We start from the raw sequence: 21,639 nt of genomic DNA on the forward strand, positions 1-21,639 counted from the left end.
GTTTATGGCTCATGGACACCTCTTTTTTTAGCTAGTTTATCTAACTAAAAGGTGTCTAGGAAATCAGTGGCGATTCATAATGTACCTAAGCGGTGAAGATTACTATCTTTATTGCTATTCCGTTTTTGTTATTTTGGATTCTTTAGGTTGTCGTGATGGGAAATATTTTAGAGACTATAGGAAGTTGGCTTTTTTAACTGACATTATCAGTGATGATAAAACAGTCTATGTGGTTTCTCATTCTTCAGGAGAAAAACTGAACCCTAAAGATTATGAGTGTTTACTTGACAGCTACTCGAATGGATTAACCCGAAGAAGTGAAATTCTTAAGTTGTTGTTTGTTCTTGAGAAGAGAGGCTATGTGAGTTTGAATCGAGGTAGAGCACAAGAAATTGATGTGACTTTGACTAAGGATAACCTTCCCAATGACTTTTTGAACAGCAATATTTTCGAGTCGGAATCTAAGAATATAAAAAATGTATCAAAGAAAGTGGGGCGGTTGGCATCGCTAACTCTGGATACCATGTTAAGTAAAATTTATGTTGAAAATGGAGTTCGAACATGGGGCTGATGCGAGTTAATAAGCTTGTTTATGAAGGAAGCAAGTATTTTTTCGAGTCTAAAGAGTTCGACAAAAATATCATCCTAATTGAGGGTGATAATGGAACAGGGAAAAGTACCTTTTGTAATTTGATTTATTTTGCATTGGGTGGAGAGGTTCCAATATTTCGAAGAAATAATGATAAGCGCCACGATGAAATAACTTCTGATAGTGATAACTATGTTGATCTTTATGTCTCAATCAATGATGGCAGCTATTTGCTCAGGCGCTACTTTGGAGATAATGAAGTAACAGTAATCCCCTATGAACGGGTGGTTGAGAAGATATATTCAAAAGATAAAAAAAATTTACTTGAAGAGAAAGTAAGATTTTCTTTTTCGAAAGATAAGACTGAAATATATCCCGTAAACAGAAGTAAAGAGGCATACGTTTTTTCTGACTGGATTCTCGGAAAATTGGAAATATCTGTGGTCGAGCTTTTTCATGGATATAATACATTTAAGATTAATATATCAGACTTGATGAGGCTGATTTATCACGACCAACAGCCGAACCCAGAGGGGATTTATAAAAAACCAGATACTAATTCAACGTATGTTTCTGATTCTGAGTTGGTTCGAAAAGCTATTTTTGAACTCTTAGTTGGTAAAGCTTACTCTGATTACTACGACTCTATTGTCGAGGAAAAGAAGCTGTTAAGAGAGAAAAGCTTGGCTAAAGCGGTTGTGAATGAGTACACGCTTTTAGCCGACAAAATGCGAAAAAATGGCGAGACTAAAAATGTCAGCTTTTTGCAGAAAGAAATCTATGATAAAGAGCAGCAAATTGACAAGTTGCATGATGCCAGACAGGCATTCAAGCGTAATCGAACTGGATCAAATACGATTAATCAAGATATTGAGTCGTGCAAGTCAGAATTAATTGAGCATGAACTTAGATTAAGCCGATTAAAAGAAAATCTGGTTTCATCTCTTGATGAACGGTACAAATTAAACATAGTTAGAAGTGAATCTGCTTCAGAAATTAGACGTATTGAAAAAGTTATTTATTCCCACGATCAGCTAAACCTTTTTACATCTGATACTTGTCCATACTGCTTAAGTCAAGTGGATCGTGTGGAAGGGCATTGTGTTTGTGGTGCTTCGATAGAAGAAGAACAATATGAGAGGTTTTTCTACACATCTAAAGAGTATAAGGATATTCTGAAAACGAAACTTAAGGCTCTGTCAACAATTAAAACCGCATATGATGACTGTGACTCTGAAGTTCAAGAGATTAAAAAAGAAATTGAGTTGATAGAGAAAAAGTCGGTGGTTTTGCGTGAAAAGCTACAAGAAATGCTTGGGCGGGTCGATGAAATTGTTGACATTGAAAGCCTAAATGATATTGATGATAAAATATTGCAGCTTAGAGAAGATGTTGCGAATTTGAATCGATTGTTGGAGATTGAATCAAAGCTGGAACGTATCCAAAAAGATTTTGATTTGGCTAGCTCCAAAGCAAAAGATGCTGAGTTAAAGAGGAAAGGACTTGAGATTAAAGCTCAACAGGACGTAACTTCGAAGGTAAATGCGTTTAGTAAAAAGTATGATCAGTTGATGAAAAGTACTTTGCCTGATTGCAGGTCAGCAAAGATTACGCTTGATAACTATTTGCCTTCAATTAATGATGGTCTCTATCGGGAAACAAGTTCACTTGTTTCAATTCGAATGATGTACTTTATCACTCTCATGCATTTAGCTTTGTCTGATAAGTCAGTGACATTTCCGCGCTTTTTACTTATTGATACACCTGAAACTGCCGGAATCGAATTAGAGCATCTGATTAACTGTATTCGTCAGTTGGAAGAATTGAAAAATTATGGAGTTGACTTTCAAGTTATCATTTCGACAGGTTTGAATAAGTATCCCGAGTCATTAAAGGACAACCGTGTACTCTTTATGCCCGATAAGCAGAAGGAGCATATGCTCTTGATGGAGAAGAGCCTTTCTAAGTAATGACTTCAAGCAATTTAGATTCAACTAGCTAGTATGATTAGTTGCTGAAGGTCCGTTATTGGCACTAAATCGTCCTTAGGGAGACTGTCCTGATTTCTGTGTAATTGTCTAAACTTAAGCCTTATAAGGCTAAGGATTGTAGTGGTTGATTAAAATAGACCACCGTTTTAGACGTTTCCCATATATATTTTCATCTGAAATGAGCTAGTTACTATTCAATTACTAGCTCATTTCTGTCCAAAACTGAGCTAGATATTGATCAGACTTTATTATCATTTCACCAAGTTTGGTCGTCGTAATATCCCCAATAATGATCAAACTTTTCTATCCGACTACAGATAATGGGGAAAATCCTCCACATCTATCCACATATTAGTGAATGCTTCTATGATATTTTGAAATTCTGCGGTACTCGCAGAGCATTCTGGGCTCAGTGTTAAACGCCCATGAAGGCTAGTGGCTGTATTTGTGTATTTCTTCAATTTATATCATATCGCGTAACAGGCATCGTTCGATATATTCAACCAACTATGATAGCCGTAACACTTTGTATAATGTGAGTAACAGGCTATTTTTTAGATATCTATCTAAATGAGAAGAGCGTAACACTTAGCGTCACTAATTGTACTTTTAGTAAGCTTGCAGTATTTTATATAACTATTATAATCAATAGCTTATATGGTTCTTCTAGTCTCTGGTGAGAGGGCTTATCGGCCAACTCCACTATCTTTTCAAACCCGCGTCATCTGTGGGCTTAGCGTGCATTGATATAAACGCCTTGGTAATGAGCGTGAGCATCAGTCATTTCTATCTATAAGTATTTCGCGTCTATAAATAGATAACACCCATCCTAATCGCATACAGACGCTATCGATTTAATTGCTTTCTGACCTTGTGTAAAAACTTCAGTCTCAATGGTTAGCCTATAGATCCAGCCTGTTCGCTCAATTTGCCTAAGTAATCTTGACAGCCCCCCTTTCTGACCTACGCTTTTTTATAGATATAAGTGTACATAATTCACTTAAAATAATTATTAAATAACTGATATATATTGATTTTTAATCAGTTTGTGGCAAGGCGTTAAAGCTCTAGGGAGATAATGGATGAAACTAAAAACAAAGTTAATGATATCGTTTTTAGCTCCTGTCGTGATTATCGGTTTAATCTTTTCATATTTAATGTATCAATCAGAGGAAAAGAATCTGATTAATACCATAGATAAAAAATTAGAAGCGGTTGTCTATTTATCAAAAGATCTCTTGAATGATTACCATAATAACATCGTTGATAAGAACTCAGTAAGTGATGATGAGTATCTGAATATTGTTAAACGCTGGAATAAAGTCACCCAAAGTCTAGGGTTGGAATATATTTGGTCGATGATGGTGATCGACGGCAAACTAGTCACTACTTCGGGCACTTCAGCGGATAAAGTTAACCATAAAGAGCATTACACCTTTTTAGGTACGCCAGATGAGCGTTTGGGCAGTGAGAGCTTAGCCACGATTAAAGCCGGTAAAAAGTATGTTGATAAGTTAAATACCAAATGGGGCGATTTATATATTCTGTCCATTCCTTTTAAAGATAAAAATGGCAGGGATTACACTATCAATGCTGCGATGAGCATGAATTTTGTTAAGACTGAATTAGATTCTCTGTTGCAGACATCGATATACATTATGTTGGCTGTTGTCGTCCTGAGCCTTATTTTTTCATACCTGCTTTCAATAAATATTATGGCGCAGCTTGGTAATGATCCGGGCAAAATTGCGCAGGTTGCCCGAAGTATTGCCAGTGGTGATTTGACCATTCAATTCGATAAGCGCAAAAAGTCGCGTGGCGTCTATGGAAATATGGAAGAGATGGCGAATAAGCTCTCAGAAATGCTGACTGAGATTATCACTGGTATTCGAACACTCACCTCGTCATCATCCGTATTGTTAGATGTCTCCGGCGGTATTTCGAAAAGCTCTGGCCAGATCTATGACAAATCGAATAAGGTGAGCGCCGCCGCTGAAGAGATGACGGTGAATATGAGTTCCGTTTCTCAGGCATCAGAAGGAGCGACTGAAAACCTGCATATGATAGCGTCAGCGATTGAGGAGATGTCATTAACCATCAATGAAATCGCTAAGAACACTGAAAATGGCAGTCGGACCACTTCTGAGGCAGTCAAACAGGCAGAACAAATCTCGGTGAAAGTGAATAATCTTGATAAGGCTGCATCAGAAATCAACAACGTCACAGAAACCATTGCGAATATTTCTAATCAAACGAACTTGTTGGCATTAAATGCAACGATTGAGGCGGCAAGAGCGGGTGAAGCTGGGCGGGGCTTTGCGGTAGTTGCTGAACAGGTTAAAGCGCTTGCCCAGCAAACTGCTGACGCAACCAAAGAAATCGGTGAAAAGATTTCTGATGTTCAATCGACGACCCAAGAGTCTATTAGTGCGATTAAAGCGATTGTCAGAATTATCGATGAAACAAACCAAATTGTGACCACGGTTGCCACCGCAATTGAGCAGCAGTCTGCGACCACTCATGAAATCTCAAGCAACGTGAATCAGGCTGCGAGTGCCGTTCAAGGTGTTAATACTAATGTGAATAAGACTTCAGCAATGGCGGGGGAAGTCGCAACCGATATTCATGAGGTGAATCAGGCTTCTGTTGGTATGAAAGAGGGGAGTATTCAAGTAAAAACCAGAGCTTCAGAGCTATCAGAACTTGCCGATAGGTTAAATGCTATGATTACTCATTTTAAATTAAACCGTTAATTTTGCGAGTGATGGGCTGATAAAAAGGCTGTGTTATTAACAACACAGCCTTTTGGCATTTTATAAAGATTAAAAGTCGATATTGCCTTTTAATGTGGCCACCCATGCATTGGCGTTATCGCTCGTACCACCAGGGTGATTTAGATATTGAATCTCTGGACGCAGAGCAAAGTAGTTGGTGAGCTGAAATTTATAGTAGCTGGCAAAAACCACTTCATCTGATGGTACGGGATTTGATGCAGCGCGCTGATTATCTGCATAGCGATCGCTGACATGTAGATAGTCAATGCCAATTCCCCATTTATCTTTTGGACGAATCGCAAATGGCCCTTTGAGGGTGACTCCAGCTGCAACAGAGCGGTCAACCGTTGCAATGTCATGGTCATTCACGGTGCTATAGAGAAAGACGTTCATGCCTCTTTGACTATTATTGCCGAAGCTAAGCACTTGTTGATTGGCTGAAAAATAATAGCCCGCTTTATGTGAATGCTGTTTGGGGGTTCCGCCATTGGTTGATAGCGCTAAGCCATCACTATTAAGGTAAACATCATCGCCACCAGCGGTATCATACCAATAGCCTAATTTGTAAGTGCCTGGCAGGCCAAACAGGTGTGGCATCCAGCCAAATTCAACTGGAATTGTTACGCCATCGCTACCTTTGGGATTACCAAAATCCCAACCTTGACCATTGGCCAACCACCCCGGATTTTGCTGATAAAGCCCTAATTTTGCATACCACTGCGGTAGAAAATTATATTTCACATCGCCAGCCCACTGCGAAATTGGCCAGTTATAAATCGAGGAGTTAAAGTTACCCGGCTGGGAGCCACAAAAGCCTAAATAGGTAAATTCACATTCGGTTGTGCCAAACTCATCTCCAAATGACATTCGGCCTAATTTGATATCCAAGTTATTTGATATGAGCTGCTGCTCATAATAAAACTTGGTGATTCGAGTCACTCGGCCTCGTCCATAAATCTCTAATGATTGCATTAGGTCATTCATGCCCGCTTTATCATTGATATCTTGGTCTTGCCCGCCTCGGTTGGCCAAAGCAAAATGAAACGAACCTCCATTGAGTCCAATTAACCGGTTGAGATCAAAATCAAAACCAAGAGATGTCTGATCAGCGTAACTATAGGCGTGGTTATCGCCCCCGCTTAGATTTCCACCAGTTTCAAAGGTATAGCCTAAATTGACATCAACGCCTGCTTGATGCAGTTTGGTTCGCCAACCGAGCCAGTCGCCAGTGAGGTAATTATCAGGAGAATAATCCGCGGCTAAAATTGCAGTACTGCATAATGAAGATAGAAGAGATGCAGCAATTAAACATTTTGTTAATTTCATATAAACCTCTTAATTCTTAATATTGGTTAACAAAATCCACAGCAGAATTGCTTATAAAAGCGATCCACCATAACTCTCATTGCCAGAAAAATGTTTGAGATTTAGATGTTTTTAATGAAATGTTAGAAATATTTTGTGTTTTTGTGAATGGATGTTCAAAATACCTGTCTACTTGTTTTCATCCAGCTTAAATTGTGATTATCCGCTAGGAAAAAGAAGGTAACCGACAGCCCATAGATAGCTGTCGGTTAAAGGTGGCTGGTGGCTAATTCGTTGGGTTATATTTTTGAATTCAAATAGCGCGCATGAAACTCAAGATGTTCACCAATAAACGTTTGGATGAAAAAATAGCTGTGGTCATATCCTGCTTGCATCCGCAACGTTAGTGGGAGTTGTTTTTGTGTGGCTACGGTTTGTAACGTCTCTGGTTTAAGCTGTTCTTGTAAAAAGCCATCCGCATCGCCTTGGTCAATCAGAATCGGGCGTTTAACTTCCAGTGTTTTCGCAAGTTCAGTGGCATCATATTCTGACCAGCTCGATTTATCTTCCCCCAAATAATGGCGAAAAGCCTTTTCTCCCCAAGGCACAATACTAGGGTGACAAATTGGGCTAAATGCTGAAATAGAAACGTATTGTTCCTGATTTTTAAGGCCGATAGTGAGCGCCCCATGGCCACCCATACTATGGCCGGAAATGGCTTTGCGCGATGTGACAGGAAAGTTTTTCTCAATCAATTTAGGTAGTTCATCGGTGATGTACGAGTACATCTGATAGTGTTTTTGCCACGGTTGTTGGGTGGCATTAAGATAAAATCCAGCACCGAGGCCAAAATCATAACTACCTTGTGGATCATCTGGTACGTCATCTCCTCGTGGGCTGGTATCGGCGGCAACAATAGCAATGCCTAATTCAGCGGCTTTTTGAAATGCAGCGGCTTTTTGCATGAAATTTTCATCACTGCAGGTGAGCCCTGACAGCCAGTACAAAACGGGAACAGGCGTGGCGGGAGTTGCTTTAAGAGGAAGAAAGATAGCAAAGCGCATCGAACAATTTAAAACGTTCGAATCATGCTGATATTGTTTATGCCAGCCGCCAAATACCTTGGCCTGACTGATATGTGTTAAATCCATAAGAGCTTCCTTGTGTATTTGAGCAAGCCAAAACAGACTCAGAGCCATATAATCAGGGCTCTGAGTTGTTCAATTAGAAATGTATCACTGAGCGAATGCTCTCACCTTTGTGCATCAGCTCAAATGCATCATTAATATCATCTAAGCTCATGGTATGGGTGATAAATTCCTGCAGACCAAATTCACCTGCGAGATATTGCTCGACAATGCCGGGAAGCTGCGAGCGACCTTTTACGCCACCAAACGCACTGCCACGCCATACACGCCCTGTGACCAGCTGGAATGGTCGCGTTGAAATTTCCTGGCCGGCGCCAGCAACCCCAATGACCACTGATTCGCCCCAACCTTTATGGCAACATTCCAGAGCTTGGCGCATGACATTGACGTTGCCAATACATTCAAAGGAAAACTCAACTCCGCCATCAGTCATTTCGATAATCACTTCCTGAATAGGCTTATCGAATTTCTGAGGGTTAATGACATCGGTTGCGCCCAACTGCTTGGCGAGCTCAAACTTAGATTCATTAATATCAATCCCGATGATGCGCCCAGCTCCGGCCATTCTGGCACCAATAACGGCCGATAGGCCAATGCCACCAAGTCCGAAGATGGCAACGTTGTCACCTTTTTGAACTTTGGCGGTATTCATAACAGCCCCCATTCCGGTTGTGACACCGCAGCCCAACAGGCAGATCTCTTCTAATGGCGCTGATTTATTCACCTTCGCCAGCGAAATTTCTGGCAGAACGGTGTATTCAGAGAATGTTGAGCATCCCATATAGTGATAAATCGGCTCACCGTCTTTATAAAAACGAGTTGTTCCATCTGGCATCAGACCTTTGCCTTGGGTCTCACGAACTGCCGAACAGAGGTTGGTTTTACCCGATTTACAGAATTTGCACTCGCCGCACTCGGCGGTGTAAAGAGGAATGACATGATCGCCCACGGCAACGCTGGTCACACCTTCACCAACCATTTCGACAATGCCACCACCTTCATGGCCTAAAATTGCTGGGAATACACCTTCAGGGTCATCACCGGAAAGGGTAAATGCATCGGTATGACAGACTCCAGATGCCACAATGCGAATGAGCACTTCACCTTTACGTGGCAACATGACATCGACTTCTTCAACTTTCAGTGGTTGATTCGGACCCCAGGCGACCGCTGCGCGGGATTTAATAAACTTATCTTGTGGCATGTGCGCTTCCTCTTGATGATTGAGATGGCTGAATTAACCGAAATTTAAGTATAGTTGTTCGACCTTGATTGATAATCAGGGCAAAATAAGAATAACTTTTACATATTTGTAATAATTGAGGGGCTATGGCGAACTGGGAAGGGGTGAATGAATTTGTGGCTGTGGCGGATACCGGCAACTTCACACAGGCGGCCAAACGATTGGCAACATCCGTTGCCAATATCAGTCGGCGAGTCAATCTACTTGAGCAACGCCTTGGGGTGAAGCTTTTGCATCGCACTACCCGCAAAGTATCACTGAGCGAAGCTGGTCAGCTTTATTACCAGCATTGTCGGCTGTTAGTTGAAGGGCTTTCTCAAGCCGAGCTGGTGGTCACTCAGATGCAACAAACGCCTCAGGGTAAGATAAAAGTAACCGCTCCAGTGACTTATGGCGAGCGCAAAATTGCGCCACTGTTACATGACTTTTTAAAATTATATCCAGAGCTTGAATTAGAACTGGTATTGACCAATCGTAAGTTAGACTTGATAGAGCAGAGTGTCGATATCGCCGTGAGGCTTGGACAGTTAGACGATTCAAGCTTTGCCTGTCGCAAATTATGTAATCGTCAGCTGTATGTCTGTGCAACCCAAGATTATCTGGACCGCTTCGGCACACCTTATACGCTCTCAGAATTAGCCGGGCATCAATGTTTGGTTGGAACTTATGACCATTGGCGCTTTAAAGTTTCAGGCTATGCACGCACATTAAAAGTAACTGGCAAAATTGCCTGCAATAGTGGCTTTGCGCTTTTGGATGCTGCTCGCAAAGGGATGGGGTTGGTGCAACTGCCAGATTATTATGTCAGTGAACACCTTCAAAGTGGTGAGCTTATCGAGGTATTACCTGCGCTGCGCGATGATCGCGAAGGCGTTTGGGCGTTATTTCCTAATCACCGATTGGTGTCACTTAAAGTGCGTTTAATGGTGGATTATCTGGCAGAACATCTAGCACTTTAAGTTATCAATTGAGTAACTCTGTGGCGCTGAGATGGATAAATCTTTCTTTGTTTTATAACCACGCCAATATTTACTTTCATTTGCATAATTTTAACTACACTAAGAGCTATGTACTACTTGGGATAACGTTAAGTTATGGCAGATTATTTGACCAAAGAGTTTACCTTTAAGCAGAAAACCTATGTCATCGTGGTGCCTCTTTCATTGCTCACGTTTATCTACATGGGGATATATGGGTTTTCGATGGTTGATCTGGTGATTAATATCGTACTAACCGCCGTCATTCTTGCGTTGAATAATCCTAGGTTCCGACTAATCAATGCTTTTTTGATGTATGGCTTTGTGGCGATGCATATTGATCAAGCCCATGGCATGACGATGCTTCATTTTGAAGTATTTATTTTGCTTGGTTTACTATTAGTTTATAACGATTGGCTGATTATTTTCGTTAACCTAATCGCAGCGGCCATTCACCATTTCTTGTTCTATTATCTGCAGATTTCGGGTTATCACATCTTTATTTTTAACCATGATCTATCCATCTGGCTGCCAATAGAACACTGTTTGTATGCGGGATTACAAGCTGCTGTCTCTATGTATAGTTGTTACATGAATAGCGTAAATATTAAGCGGCGCTTGTATGTTGAAGAAAAGCTTAATCATATCGTGCAAAGTGACCACTTAAATTTGAAATTGACGTTGAATTCGAGTGATGAATTTTGTAAAAAATTTGATCAGATTATTCATAAATTGCAAGAATCTACTGCAATTAACCAGGCAACCATTGAAAAGCTGCTGAAAATTTCCGATAGCTCGGTTGAAAGCACGCAAGTTATTCATAACAAAGTACAGCAAAATGCTTCTAATACCGATTTGGTGGCTTCGGCTGCTGAAGAAATTGGCAGTTCTTTTCAGGAAGTGGATCGCAATATTCAGCAATGTAATAGTGAACTTGAAGACACGACGAAATTTAATCAGCAGATTGTTTCGAGTTCTTCACAGTGCGCCAATGAAATCGCAACACTCACTAAACTATTGATGACGACGACTGGTAATATTGAAAACGTTGTCCATGAAACCCAAAACGTACATGAAATCTTAAAAAATATTCGGGATATTTCAGAGCAAACCAACTTGTTGGCGCTGAATGCCTCGATTGAAGCTGCTCGAGCAGGCGAAGCTGGCCGGGGGTTCGCGGTGGTTGCTGATGAAGTCCGGGCTTTGTCACAACGAACCAACACCAGCGTTCAGAAAATTACCGAGACACTATCCGCTCTTGATAAAAATGTGGGCGTTGCTACCGATAGCATGGGGCGGGTCAATGATGCTTCCACTAATTTGTCTGAACAGATCCATCAAATTCAGCAATCTGTTGAGCAGTCAGGAGTTCGAGCTCAAAGTATTCATGATCAGATGTATCAAATTGCCTCGGCAGTCACAGAGCAAACAACAGCCTTGAGCCAAGTAAATGAAAATATCATTAACGTGAATGATTCAACTCAAGCAATTTCCCACGAGACGAAAAATCAAAGTAGTAATATGCAACAGCTTAAAGAGGCGATGGATAAACTTCGTCAATTAGGTCGCCAGTTTGTAATTTAGTCAGAAAGTAATGAACAAAATCAATAAAGGGTCAGCCAATGCTGACCCTTTGCATTTAAAATGAAATGGTTCCTTTAAATGTTGCGATCCAGCTGTTGGCATTGTGGCTTGTGCCTCCAGGATGGTCGATGTACTGAAGCTCTGGCCCAAGTTCAAGGTGTTTGCCTAACTGCATGCGATAGTAACTGGCAAACACTACTTCATCACTAGAAACAGCCTCGTTAGCGGTTTTTTCGCTTTGAGCGTAATGGCTGCTCATATGCATGTAATCAACACCAATGCTGAACTTGTCGTGGACTCTTGAGGCGAAGGGGCCAATAAGTGTTAGCCCTGTTGCGATGGAGCGTTCAACATCGTTGAATTTAGGATCGTTCAAGGTTGAGATTACAAACAATTTTAGCATGCGCTGAGGATTGTTTTTAAGGCGCATCAGTTGTTGGCTAGCATTGAAATATAGGCCATGCTTATGGCTATGTTTTTGCCCTGTTGCGATATCAGTCCCGCCAGTTGTGTCCCACCAGTAACCTAATTTGTAGAGCCCGTGGAGCAGCCCAATGGTCGGGCTCCAGTGCAACTCAACCGGTAATGTCACGCCATGAATGCCTTTGGGGTTACCAAAATTTAGGCCTTGAGAGTTTTTAAGCCAACTGGCGTTATTCTGATAAACACCGGCTTTTACGGCCCAACTCGGCAGAAAATGATAAGTTACATTGCCTGACCACTGCGAAATCGTTGGTCCATAAATGGTTCCGTTATATTTACCAATTTGTGAACCACACAATCCAAAATAGGTGAAGTTGCAATCAGCTTTGCCAAACTCGGTACCAAATGGCATTCGCCCTAATTTAAAATCTAAGCGTTCATTTAACAGACGCTGTTCATAATAAAATTGACTCAACCGCGTGGTTCGACCCAAACCGTGCACTTCCAATGATTGCATTTGATCGCCAAGGTGCGCCTTTTTATTAATATTGTCGGCCTGTCCTCCGCGATTGGTGAGTACCATATGAAATTGCCCACCTTTTAGGCCGAGTAATTTCTGTAAGTTAAGCATCATCCCTAGTGATGTTTGGTCGTTATAGCCATAGCCGTGGTCAGTTCCTCCAGAGAGGTTCCCGCCCGTTTCAAATGTATAGCTTAAATGCAGGTGAACACCTTGTTGAGCCAGTTTATGGTACTGGTTAACAACAGGTGTTATCAGTGAATTTGATTTTTCAGGCGGTGTCTGTGCATAAGCACAAAAAGTTGTTGCAAGATAGAGAAATAATGAACTTTTGGTCAGTGATAAATAGTTCATGCGAAACCTTTGATTGGATAAATCAGTCGGTAACGAGGTCAATAAGATCCCTTCGGGAGGTAATTGTCAGAAGTCGAGCTTGGTCAATAACAGAGAAAGCACCAGTGGCAAAATACTTCGAGCTCCAAATAACTGGAGGGTTATCGGTTGATTGTCAGTAAAAATAAAAGATGAGTTAGCACAAGCGAAGCTACGTCTTAATGGGTACTTCGCTTGAGAGATGTTTTATTGCTTTAACGGTTCACTTGAGTTAACCGCTTGGGCGTGTCTTTTTTTGGCAAGAAAATTAGCAATATACGGCGTAATAATTGCTGTGATTACGACTGCCATTGCTATTTGTGCTGCAGCGGTTGTCGCATATTGTTGATAGGCACTGTGATGTGCTGCATAAAGCATTGGGACGGCAACAGCTGCACCGGCAGTTGGAACAACGCCTGATGCGGCATGACCTGGGCGACGCAAAATAAATCGGTCAACGCCAAGTAAAATCGGCAGGTTAATGACCAATACAATCACGGTCAGCAATAAACCTGAGAATCCTGCAGAGAAAACTTCTTTAAGGTCAATCACCGAGCCGAAACAAAAGCCAAGAAATGGCAAGACGATAACGCCTCCAGGGGCTAAGAATTTTCGCAAATCTGCGTCTAAATTGCCGACTAACATTCCTAAGAAAAAGGGCGCTAATGTGGCAATAATCGTCATATAGTCAAGTCCTTGCCCACCGGCTAACCCCATCAATAATAAAGGTACAGCTGGAACGGAGACGAGGTTTAGAATGCCAAATGCGCTGCGATCAACTGCATCACCATGTTGGTTACTAATGGCTAAGTAGACGCCAGCATTGCTGGTGGCAATCGCAGAAATTAGTGCAATTGCTGGGATGCCCCAAATGCCTTGAGGGCCAAGATAGTCGAGAACCAATATTGCAACGACCACACCAAGGATGATTTTAGTCACAAATAAAACAAAACCGCGTTTAAGCGTTGGCATAACATCAGCTACTTTAAACTGGGAGCCGCAAATAAATAGCATCATGCCGATAACGGTCATGGTTCCAGTAGAGAAGAGCGCAGTGGTGGCACCACCGATATGCAGTGCATGGGGAAAGAAGGTATTAACTAATGCACATACAATCATTGGGACATTCAGGATCCCGGCAGGGATCTTCTGCATGAATTTGAGTATCTTCATGAGAAAACATTCCTCATTAAAAAAAAGCCCTGCTCAAAAGGCAGGGCATTAAACTTATTTCATGTTCGCTAAGATATTTTCTGCGTTTTGGTGAGCGACTTTTGCTTTTCTTTCGTCGCTTACATTAGCGCCTTCTAGCCAATCGCAAGATTCTTTGAGACTTTCAAATGGGTAGTCTGCTGAGAACATTACGCTGTTTTCACCTAAGTTATCTAACGCACAGCGCAACGAAACTTCATCACACACACCAGAAGTGGTGCAGGTAATGTTATTGCGGATGTAATAAGAAGGTTCATGTTTGAGCTCAACATTCATGTAAGCAGTTGGCAGACGGCTGTCAAAACGCCACATCAAATAAGGCAGTGTTTCACCCATATGGCCCAGAATGATGCGCGCGTCTGGGTGGCGATCAAAGACACCGTTAACAATCATGCGAATTGCGTGAGCGCCAGTTTCTGCCATCCAGCCCCAGACTGGTCCCCACAAGGCTTTCGCCCCTTCATAAGTAATTGGCATCTGCACTGGGTTACCTGGATGTAAGTAAACAGGTGCTTTGAGTTCTGATGCTTTAGCCCAGAATACGTCGTAACAAGGATTATCGAGGTACAAGCCAAGAGTCTGGCCGTTGATCATCGCGCCTTGCATGTTTAAATCTTTTACGCAGCGTTCCAGCTCGTTAGCCGCTTCTTCAGGATCTTGCATCGCTAAATGAGCCAAACCACCAAAACGAGTTGGATATTCTTGCATAGCGGCTGCCAATACATCGTTTGCTTTTTTAGCTAAACGAACGGCTTTTGCTGCATCAGGTTCGATTTGTACACCTGGACCGGCAATGGAAAGCACTGCAAAATCAAGGCCTGCTTCATCCATGTCGGCAATGCGTTTTTCACCGAGTTCTTTAAGTTTTGGTACAGCTTTACTAGCTAGGTTTTTATTGATGTTCTGATAGGTATCTTCAAGATGAGGAACCAGTTCATCGATAATAAAATGTTCTTCCATTGAGATTTTTTTCATGGGATTTCTCCTATTTATAATGAATTTTTGTCTTCAGATTTGAATGCGAATTAAAGTCACAGGTTATAACTATTTAAGAACCTGTATTCGTTTCTGATAACGATGGGTTGGAGCTCTTTTTAACCAGTCGTTGTGTTAAAAAGAACGCTGAAATAACAATGGCGGCAATCCCTGCAACGATGAATGTCATCGCACCATCACCTGGAATAAAGCTCATAAAGGAGGACAAGAATTGTCCTAAAAAGATAGCAACCGATAACATTGCCAGATTCTGATTGCGGTAAGCATTGGTGCTGCACTCAACCACCATGTGGTTCACAAGTGGTACCGAGAAACCAAAGCCGATTCCCATAAATATAGCACCGAGAATCATCAGCTCTATCACGCCAGTCGAATAGAGAAAGTGCGCAATGGCATAACCGATAAAAGCGATGCAAAGGGTCATAATTGAGCCAAAACGGCGCTGAATTTTTGGCATCTGTGAGGCCGCTCCCACGGCAACCAGCGAGATAAATGCCATGAAGTAGCCTGTTTGGTCTTCACTTAAACCAAGTTTGGCTAAAAAGCGCGGCATCATGATGACGGCAGTAAAAAACAGCACCATCGTTAGGCATGCAGCAAAATAGACGATAGCAACATTCCCGCGCCCTTTTCCTTGGGCAACAGATGGTGTCGCGTCAGCGTTGGCAATTGACTCAGCGTCAGAGCGGTTAGCAGGTTTGGGTACAAATAGCAGAATACCGACTAAGAAGACCCAGGCCATCAAGTAGAGGATAAACGGCAGTTGCCAGTGCATTTGCGCAAAAATTCCGCCGATTGCCAAAAAGATAACGCCACCAAGCTCAATAGACATTCCTTGCAGAGCAATCATTTTCAGACGTTCATCGCCATGATAGAACTCTGAGATGAGTGCTGTGCCAGAGGCCATCACCATAGCGGTTGCTCCGCCTAAAATGAGCCTGTCAGCAAATAGAACGATTGGATTAGCTAGCCACATGCCGATGACTCCAAGTGCACCATACAGTGCTAACCCGGCGAGTAATACTCGATAAGCGCCAATGCGTTTCATCAGGTTTCCAACTGGCGCACCAAAGATGACAACGCCCAAAGAAGGCAAAGTGACGAGCCAGCTTGCTAGATGAGGAACGTTTAAGTTCTTGGCAATATTTGGTAGGCCTGGGACGATGACACATCCCACCATAATGGTTAGGCAGGCAACAGCCATTAGTGAGCATGCACCTGCTTTTCCTAATTTATTCATAATCTTATCAAATTCCTATGGATTAAATCTGATACCGCGTATTCCTTGAGAGCTAGTTATACTCGGGTGATATTAGTAATAGAAATATATTGATATGATATTGGTAATCATAAATAATGATGACCATGCCAGAGATTAGACATTTACGTTATTTCGTAGCTGTGGCCGAGGAATTGCACTTTGGCCGAGCGGCGAAACGATTGCATATTGTTCAGCCAGCGCTGAGTATGCAGATTAAAGCACTAGAAGAAGAACTTGGTGCGCAGCTATTGCTGCGGGATCATCATCAGGTGCAGTTAAGTGAAATTGGACGGCTTTTCCTAGAGCAAGCTCGCGATATTCTCAAACGCACCGAACAGAGCACTCAATTGGTTGCTCGAGCATTGCAAGGCGAAATAGGGCGGCTGCGCATTGGTATTTGCGCCAGTTCGACATCTAATTCCATCATGCCGAATCTGGTCAAAGCGTTCCATAAATTACATCCTGACGTGAAAATAGAACTGGTTGAGGTGCATCCGGCAGCTCAGGCTAAGGCGCTATTAAATCGTCATGTCGATGTTGTATTTGGCCCATCTGCAGCATTTAGCCACATTGATGATATTGCCAAAATTTATCTCAACCATTTTTCGTTTAAATTGGCTTGTTCATCTGAGCACAACCTGGCTAATTTTACCGAAGTTGATGTCCACTCACTTAAAAATGAAATATTTGTTGGCCTCTCCGCCGAAGATGACCAGTACGGCATGATGGTAACGAACTTTGCTCTGCCGTTTATTCCAATGCGATCGATGCAGGTTCAAAGCCCCGCGGCTTTACTGAGTGTCGTTGAAGCAAATTTGGCGGTTGCTGTGTTATCGGAGGCATTAGAGCGAAGTGCTCCGCCGAATATTGTGTTTTTAGAACTGTTGGGGGTGGATTCTAATATGGACTTATTTCTGTTTTGTCGAAAAGCTGAGAATAATCCATTGGTGGAGCGCTTTATGGCGCTGGCAAAACAGGGCAAAAATGAATAAAAATAGCCCCCGAAGGGGCTACTAGTGTTTAAGCAAAATAAGCTTCTAAATCGTCACTTCCGCCGATGTGTTTACCACCAATAAAGACTTGTGGTGTTGTGACTCGGCCAGAGACAGCACGTAAACTAACTGTTGTCGCATCTTTACCTAACACAACTTCTTCGAACTGAAGCCCTTTGTCAGCTAAGAGATGTTTCGCTTTCGCGCAGAATGGACAACCAGGTTTAGTGAACATGGTGATCGATTCTTGAGTTTTATAATCTGGTGCAACATATTTAAGCATGGTGTCGGCATCAGAAACTTTGAATGGGTCGCCTGGTTCATCAGGTTCAATAAACATTTTCTCAACGACGCCATCTTTAACAAGCATGCTATAGCGCCATGAGCGTTTGCCAAAGCCTAAGTCTTTTTTATCAACCAACATGCCCATACCATCAGTAAATTCAGCATTGCCATCAGGTACAAAGGTAATATTTTCTGCTTCTTGATTATCTTTCCAGGCGTTCATGACAAACGTATCGTTGACAGAAACACAAAGGATCTCATCAATTCCATGTGCTTTAAAAACAGAATACAACTCGTTATAACGAGGCAGATGAGCGGATGAACACGTTGGAGTAAAAGCGCCAGGTAAGCTGAAGACAACGACCGTTTTGTTTTTAAACAGATCGTCAGTTGTAACATTTACCCATTCATCATTTTGACGAGTAGCAAAGGTGACTTGAGGGACTGCTTGGCCTTCTTTAGATGCAAACATATAAGATTTCCTCTAATTGATAGTCAATGTATTAAGCATAACGTGTCTGCTCAATTTGTTAAGTTGATTATCAACCAAATAGAGCGATAGGTAAAATCATTCTAGTTTATTGAATGAATAGATATAACCAATTGTTTATTAGAGAATTAATAGGCAGAGATAAATTTGATTATGAATGCTCTTACACCAGAGCTTTTTAAGTGATGAACTTAAGAGTAAAGAATATAAAAGGGTAGCGATGTCAAAACGTGTAAATAACAACGCGGTGATGGCTCACCGCGTTTACATTAGTTCTGTCGTTCTGCTGCGATGTGAGCAAGGCTAACTAAAGCTTCTTTATATGGTGAATCTTCTAAAATAGAAAGCGCTTTAATTGCTTTGTCCGCTTCCGCTCTTGCGGCTTGATGGCTGTACTCTAGCGCGCCAGTTTCACGCATGGCACTTAGCACTTCGCTGAGTTGGCCGCGGCCATCGCCCTGTTCAATGGCTTGGCGAATCATTTGCGCTTGCTCAGTATTACCATGACGCATTGCATAAAGAAGAGGTAGTGTTGGTTTTCCTTCGGCCAGATCGTCACCAACATTTTTACCAGTTTTGGCGGTGTCAGCATCATAATCAAGGATGTCGTCCATAATTTGAAATGCCGTCCCTAAATACTTGCCGTAATCAGCCAGCGCTTGCTCTATTTTCGCATCCTGTTTGGCGAGTACTGCCGCCAGTCGCGTTGCGGCTTCGAACAGTTTTGCGGTTTTGCAATAAATGACTTTAAAGTAGTCAGCTTCGCTGATATCTGGATCATTACAATTCATCAACTGCTGAACTTCACCTTCAGCGATAACATTGGTGGCTTCGGCTAAAATGTTCATGATTTTAAGATCATGTAGCTGAGTCATCAGCTGAAATGCGCGAGTATAAAGAAAGTCACCAACAAGAACGCTAGGCGCATTGCCAAAACGCTCATTGGCGGTGTCCTGACCGCGGCGCTGCTCTGACTCATCGACCACATCGTCATGTAGTAGCGTCGATGTGTGAATAAACTCAATGATCGCGGCCATTTTTATATGGTCGTCACCCTGGTTGTAACCGAGCGCCTGACTGGCGAGCACAGCAAGAAGTGGGCGCATCCGTTTGCCACCGCTGTTGACGATATATACAGCCACCTGGTTTATCAGTGCAACATCGGAGCTTAATTCTTGATAGATCAGTTGGTTAACGGCGTTCATATCCTTTTCGGATAAATCGCGAATGGCTTGGAGATCCATAAAGTTGTACGATTACCTGTAATTGGTTTGGCGCAAGGCAAGAATGGGGCAAATTTTACATGAAAAGTCACATAAACGCAGCTTTGATGGCGCTTTTTTCTTAAGAGTGAATATTTTTTAGACTTTTTTACAGTTTAGACTTGCCGTGCTGCTCGATTTTGCGTAGAATTCGCGGCCATTGTTAAGAATTTAATGCGCCTATACTTAAAAGTGATTTAGGCGCTAGCGGAGTTTGAATTATGTACGCGGTTATCCAAAGTGGTGGTAAACAGCACCGTGTTGCCGAAGGTCAAACCATTCGCCTGGAAAAGTTAGAAGTTGAAACTGGCGCAACTGTCGAGTTTGACAACGTTCTGATGATTGCCAATGGCGAAGATGTTAAAATCGGCGCGCCTTATGTTGAAGGTAGTAAAGTAACAGCAGAAGTTGTTTCTCACGGTCGTGGCGATAAAGTTAAAATCGTCAAGTTCCGTCGTCGTAAACACGCACGGAAACAAGCTGGTCACCGCCAGTGGTTTACTGAAGTTCGTATTACCGGTATTAACGCTTAATTAGGAGTCTCACTCATGGCACATAAAAAAGCTGGTGGTAGCACCCGTAACGGTCGCGACTCAGAAAGTAAACGCCTGGGCGTTAAACGTTTTGGTGGTGAATCTGTTTTAGCGGGTAACATTCTTGTTCGTCAGCGTGGAACTAAATTCCATGCCGGTTCAAACGTTGGTTTGGGTAAAGACCATACCTTGTTTGCAACTGCTGAAGGAACAGTGAAGTTTGAAGTAAAAGGTCCTAAGAACCGCAAGTTCGTCAGCGTCGTCGCTGAATAATCAGACCTTTTAAAAATAGCAAAGCCCCGCTTATCAAGCGGGGCTTTTTATTTGTATACTAAAAACATAATCATGATAGTTAAAGTTGTTCGGTAATAACCGACGGAGCGAACATGAAATTCGTAGATGAAGCGACAATCCGAGTTGAAGCCGGGGATGGCGGTAATGGGTGTATTAGTTTTCGCCGTGAAAAATATGTACCCAAAGGCGGCCCAGACGGCGGTGATGGCGGCGATGGCGGAAGTGTCTATCTTGTCGCGGATGAAAACTTAAACACACTTATTGATTATCGATTTGAACGATTCCACCGAGCTGAGCGTGGCGAAAACGGACAAGGTAGTAACTGTACTGGCCGCCGTGGTGGCAGTATTGAACTGAAAGTTCCGGTTGGCACTCGAGCAACTGATGCTGATACGGCTGAAGTGATTGGTGATTTAACACGACATGGTCAGCGTTTAAAAGTGGCTCAGGGCGGTTTTCACGGATTAGGTAATACACGCTTTAAAAGTAGCGTTAACCGAGCGCCTCGGAAAAAAACCAACGGAACTCCTGGTGAAGTTCGCATGTTACAGCTGGAGCTTATGCTGCTCGCTGATGTTGGGTTGTTGGGGTTACCGAATGCGGGTAAATCAACGTTTATTCGCAGTGTGTCAGCGGCTAAACCTAAAGTTGCTGATTATCCTTTTACAACCTTAGTGCCAAACCTTGGGGTGGTTCGCCAATCCAGTCAGCGTAGCTTTGTGATTGCCGATATCCCAGGGCTAATTGAAGGTGCTGCAGATGGTGCAGGGCTTGGGATCCGTTTCTTAAAACATTTAGAACGGTGCCGCATTTTATTACATATGGTCGATGTCTGTCCTGTTGATGGTAGCGACCCGGCTGTACATGCTCAGACTATCATTGATGAACTGCGTCAATACAGTGAAAAACTTTATGAAAAACCTCGTTGGTTGGTGCTAAATAAAGTTGAGTTGCTCGATGGCGAAACGCTCATGCAAGTTCAAGAGCAAGTTTGTCAGGCGCTTAATTGGGAAGGTCCGGTCTACCAAATTTCGGCACTTGCTCAGCAAGGTACTGATGAGCTTTGTAAAGATCTCATGGATTATATCGAGACGCTGCCGAGTATTGAAGATGAACCGCTGACTGAGCAAGTCGATTTTCAGTGGGATGAATATCATCAATCGAAAATTGCTGAACAAGCACCCGTCGTTGATGAAGATGATGATGACGATTGGGATGACGACGATGATGACGGAGTTGAAGTCATTTACGTTCGTGATTAGCTCGTAAGTTCAATAAGTAATGAGAAGCCAGCATGAACGCTGGCTTTTTTGTGTCTTATCTCTGTTGCCTCAGAACTCTATTTTACGTATATAATGAGCAGCTTTAAGTGAGTTGCTGTATAAAGG

Annotated in this window: 18 protein-coding genes; 9 read left to right on the plus strand and 9 right to left on the minus strand. The window is 42.4% G+C overall.

All coding sequences use genetic code 11. The features are described from left to right. Positions 1 to 79: 79 nt before the first annotated feature. The 3 genes from ABTQ23_RS20025 (at position 80) to ABTQ23_RS20035 (ending at position 5,333) form a co-directional block, all read left to right on the plus strand. Complete coding sequence (locus ABTQ23_RS20025; RefSeq protein ID WP_408617537.1) at positions 80 to 571, plus strand: helix-turn-helix domain-containing protein; 492 nt, start codon at positions 80 to 82, stop codon at positions 569 to 571. Further along, complete coding sequence (locus ABTQ23_RS20030; RefSeq protein ID WP_408617538.1) at positions 562 to 2,559, plus strand: AAA family ATPase; 1,998 nt, start codon at positions 562 to 564, stop codon at positions 2,557 to 2,559. Before ABTQ23_RS20025 ends, ABTQ23_RS20030 begins: the two co-directional genes overlap by 10 nt. A gap of 1,103 nt (positions 2,560 to 3,662) precedes the next feature. Then, on the plus strand, positions 3,663 to 5,333 hold the full coding sequence (locus ABTQ23_RS20035) for a methyl-accepting chemotaxis protein (protein WP_408617539.1): 1,671 nt from the start codon (positions 3,663 to 3,665) through the stop codon (positions 5,331 to 5,333). A 69-nt stretch (positions 5,334 to 5,402) separates the two neighbouring features. Here the strand turns inward: ABTQ23_RS20035 and ABTQ23_RS20040 are convergent, their stop codons facing one another. The 3 genes from ABTQ23_RS20040 to ABTQ23_RS20050 form a co-directional block, all read right to left on the minus strand. Next, positions 5,403 to 6,680, minus strand: coding sequence for a carbohydrate porin (locus tag ABTQ23_RS20040; protein ID WP_408617540.1), 1,278 nt, complete (start codon positions 6,678 to 6,680; stop codon positions 5,403 to 5,405). Between the two features lie 278 nt (positions 6,681 to 6,958). Beyond that, positions 6,959 to 7,810: an S-formylglutathione hydrolase gene (gene fghA / locus ABTQ23_RS20045; protein WP_408617541.1), complete on the minus strand. Its 852-nt coding sequence runs from the start codon at positions 7,808 to 7,810 to the stop codon at positions 6,959 to 6,961. A gap of 73 nt (positions 7,811 to 7,883) precedes the next feature. Then, entirely contained in the window at positions 7,884 to 9,011 is a 1,128-nt protein-coding gene (locus tag ABTQ23_RS20050) for an S-(hydroxymethyl)glutathione dehydrogenase/class III alcohol dehydrogenase (protein WP_408617542.1), read from the minus strand. A gap of 125 nt (positions 9,012 to 9,136) precedes the next feature. Here ABTQ23_RS20050 and ABTQ23_RS20055 point away from each other — a divergent pair, with 125 nt between their 5' ends. After that, entirely contained in the window at positions 9,137 to 10,009 is an 873-nt protein-coding gene (locus ABTQ23_RS20055; RefSeq protein ID WP_408617543.1) for a LysR family transcriptional regulator, read from the plus strand. A 135-nt stretch (positions 10,010 to 10,144) separates the two neighbouring features. Further along, a complete protein-coding gene (locus tag ABTQ23_RS20060; RefSeq protein ID WP_408617544.1) occupies positions 10,145 to 11,611 on the plus strand; it encodes a methyl-accepting chemotaxis protein in 1,467 nt (488 codons plus the stop codon). 55 nt (positions 11,612 to 11,666) lie between these two features. Here the strand turns inward: ABTQ23_RS20060 and ABTQ23_RS20065 are convergent, their stop codons facing one another. From ABTQ23_RS20065 to ABTQ23_RS20080, 4 genes are all read right to left on the minus strand, one after another. Further along, positions 11,667 to 12,908, minus strand: a complete 1,242-nt coding sequence (locus ABTQ23_RS20065; protein WP_408617545.1) for a carbohydrate porin — start codon at positions 12,906 to 12,908, stop codon at positions 11,667 to 11,669. Positions 12,909 to 13,133: 225 nt separating this feature from the next. Further along, complete coding sequence (locus tag ABTQ23_RS20070) at positions 13,134 to 14,099, minus strand: 2-keto-3-deoxygluconate permease (RefSeq protein ID WP_408617546.1); 966 nt, start codon at positions 14,097 to 14,099, stop codon at positions 13,134 to 13,136. A gap of 54 nt (positions 14,100 to 14,153) precedes the next feature. Next, complete coding sequence (locus ABTQ23_RS20075) at positions 14,154 to 15,113, minus strand: amidohydrolase family protein (protein ID WP_408617547.1); 960 nt, start codon at positions 15,111 to 15,113, stop codon at positions 14,154 to 14,156. 73 nt (positions 15,114 to 15,186) lie between these two features. Beyond that, on the minus strand, positions 15,187 to 16,374 hold the full coding sequence (locus tag ABTQ23_RS20080) for an MFS transporter (protein WP_408617548.1): 1,188 nt from the start codon (positions 16,372 to 16,374) through the stop codon (positions 15,187 to 15,189). A gap of 125 nt (positions 16,375 to 16,499) precedes the next feature. Between ABTQ23_RS20080 and ABTQ23_RS20085 the strand changes: the two genes are divergently transcribed. Then, the gene (locus ABTQ23_RS20085) at positions 16,500 to 17,387 is read left to right on the plus strand and encodes a LysR family transcriptional regulator (protein WP_408617549.1); all 888 of its coding nucleotides are present in this window, start codon (positions 16,500 to 16,502) and stop codon (positions 17,385 to 17,387) included. Between the two features lie 28 nt (positions 17,388 to 17,415). Here the strand turns inward: ABTQ23_RS20085 and ABTQ23_RS20090 are convergent, their stop codons facing one another. Next, positions 17,416 to 18,144: a glutathione peroxidase gene (locus ABTQ23_RS20090; protein WP_408617550.1), complete on the minus strand. Its 729-nt coding sequence runs from the start codon at positions 18,142 to 18,144 to the stop codon at positions 17,416 to 17,418. Positions 18,145 to 18,431: 287 nt separating this feature from the next. Then, on the minus strand, positions 18,432 to 19,406 hold the full coding sequence (ispB, locus tag ABTQ23_RS20095; protein ID WP_408617551.1) for an octaprenyl diphosphate synthase: 975 nt from the start codon (positions 19,404 to 19,406) through the stop codon (positions 18,432 to 18,434). Between the two features lie 239 nt (positions 19,407 to 19,645). On the opposite strand from ispB, the gene rplU reads away from it, so the two are divergent. The 3 genes from rplU (at position 19,646) to cgtA (ending at position 21,513) form a co-directional block, all read left to right on the plus strand. Next, the gene (gene rplU, locus ABTQ23_RS20100; RefSeq protein ID WP_131911221.1) at positions 19,646 to 19,957 is read left to right on the plus strand and encodes a 50S ribosomal protein L21; all 312 of its coding nucleotides are present in this window, start codon (positions 19,646 to 19,648) and stop codon (positions 19,955 to 19,957) included. 15 nt (positions 19,958 to 19,972) lie between these two features. After that, positions 19,973 to 20,230 (plus strand): 50S ribosomal protein L27, encoded by a 258-nt coding sequence (gene rpmA, locus ABTQ23_RS20105; protein ID WP_408617552.1) that lies wholly within the window; start codon positions 19,973 to 19,975, stop codon positions 20,228 to 20,230. Positions 20,231 to 20,343: 113 nt separating this feature from the next. Beyond that, positions 20,344 to 21,513, plus strand: coding sequence for an Obg family GTPase CgtA (gene cgtA / locus ABTQ23_RS20110; RefSeq protein WP_408617553.1), 1,170 nt, complete (start codon positions 20,344 to 20,346; stop codon positions 21,511 to 21,513). The last annotated feature ends 126 nt before the right edge of the window (positions 21,514 to 21,639 follow it).

Source organism: Celerinatantimonas sediminis (assembly GCF_046054195.1).
Taxonomy (GTDB): Bacteria; Pseudomonadota; Gammaproteobacteria; order Enterobacterales; family Celerinatantimonadaceae; genus Celerinatantimonas.

Bases quoted from the DNA above. Each gene is read 5' to 3' on its own strand.
- ABTQ23_RS20025 (WP_408617537.1), top strand. From the start codon at position 80: ATGTACCTAAGCGGTGAAGATTACTATCTTTATTGCTATTCCGTTTTT.
- ABTQ23_RS20030 (WP_408617538.1), top strand. From the start codon at position 562: ATGGGGCTGATGCGAGTTAATAAGCTTGTTTATGAAGGAAGCAAGTAT.
- ABTQ23_RS20035 (WP_408617539.1), top strand. From the start codon at position 3,663: ATGAAACTAAAAACAAAGTTAATGATATCGTTTTTAGCTCCTGTCGTG.
- ABTQ23_RS20040 (WP_408617540.1), bottom strand. From the start codon at position 6,680: ATGAAATTAACAAAATGTTTAATTGCTGCATCTCTTCTATCTTCATTA.
- fghA (WP_408617541.1), bottom strand. From the start codon at position 7,810: ATGGATTTAACACATATCAGTCAGGCCAAGGTATTTGGCGGCTGGCAT.
- ABTQ23_RS20050 (WP_408617542.1), bottom strand. From the start codon at position 9,011: ATGCCACAAGATAAGTTTATTAAATCCCGCGCAGCGGTCGCCTGGGGT.
- ABTQ23_RS20055 (WP_408617543.1), top strand. From the start codon at position 9,137: ATGGCGAACTGGGAAGGGGTGAATGAATTTGTGGCTGTGGCGGATACC.
- ABTQ23_RS20060 (WP_408617544.1), top strand. From the start codon at position 10,145: ATGGCAGATTATTTGACCAAAGAGTTTACCTTTAAGCAGAAAACCTAT.
- ABTQ23_RS20065 (WP_408617545.1), bottom strand. From the start codon at position 12,908: ATGAACTATTTATCACTGACCAAAAGTTCATTATTTCTCTATCTTGCA.
- ABTQ23_RS20070 (WP_408617546.1), bottom strand. From the start codon at position 14,099: ATGAAGATACTCAAATTCATGCAGAAGATCCCTGCCGGGATCCTGAAT.
- ABTQ23_RS20075 (WP_408617547.1), bottom strand. From the start codon at position 15,113: ATGAAAAAAATCTCAATGGAAGAACATTTTATTATCGATGAACTGGTT.
- ABTQ23_RS20080 (WP_408617548.1), bottom strand. From the start codon at position 16,374: ATGAATAAATTAGGAAAAGCAGGTGCATGCTCACTAATGGCTGTTGCC.
- ABTQ23_RS20085 (WP_408617549.1), top strand. From the start codon at position 16,500: ATGCCAGAGATTAGACATTTACGTTATTTCGTAGCTGTGGCCGAGGAA.
- ABTQ23_RS20090 (WP_408617550.1), bottom strand. From the start codon at position 18,144: ATGTTTGCATCTAAAGAAGGCCAAGCAGTCCCTCAAGTCACCTTTGCT.
- ispB (WP_408617551.1), bottom strand. From the start codon at position 19,406: ATGGATCTCCAAGCCATTCGCGATTTATCCGAAAAGGATATGAACGCC.
- rplU (WP_131911221.1), top strand. From the start codon at position 19,646: ATGTACGCGGTTATCCAAAGTGGTGGTAAACAGCACCGTGTTGCCGAA.
- rpmA (WP_408617552.1), top strand. From the start codon at position 19,973: ATGGCACATAAAAAAGCTGGTGGTAGCACCCGTAACGGTCGCGACTCA.
- cgtA (WP_408617553.1), top strand. From the start codon at position 20,344: ATGAAATTCGTAGATGAAGCGACAATCCGAGTTGAAGCCGGGGATGGC.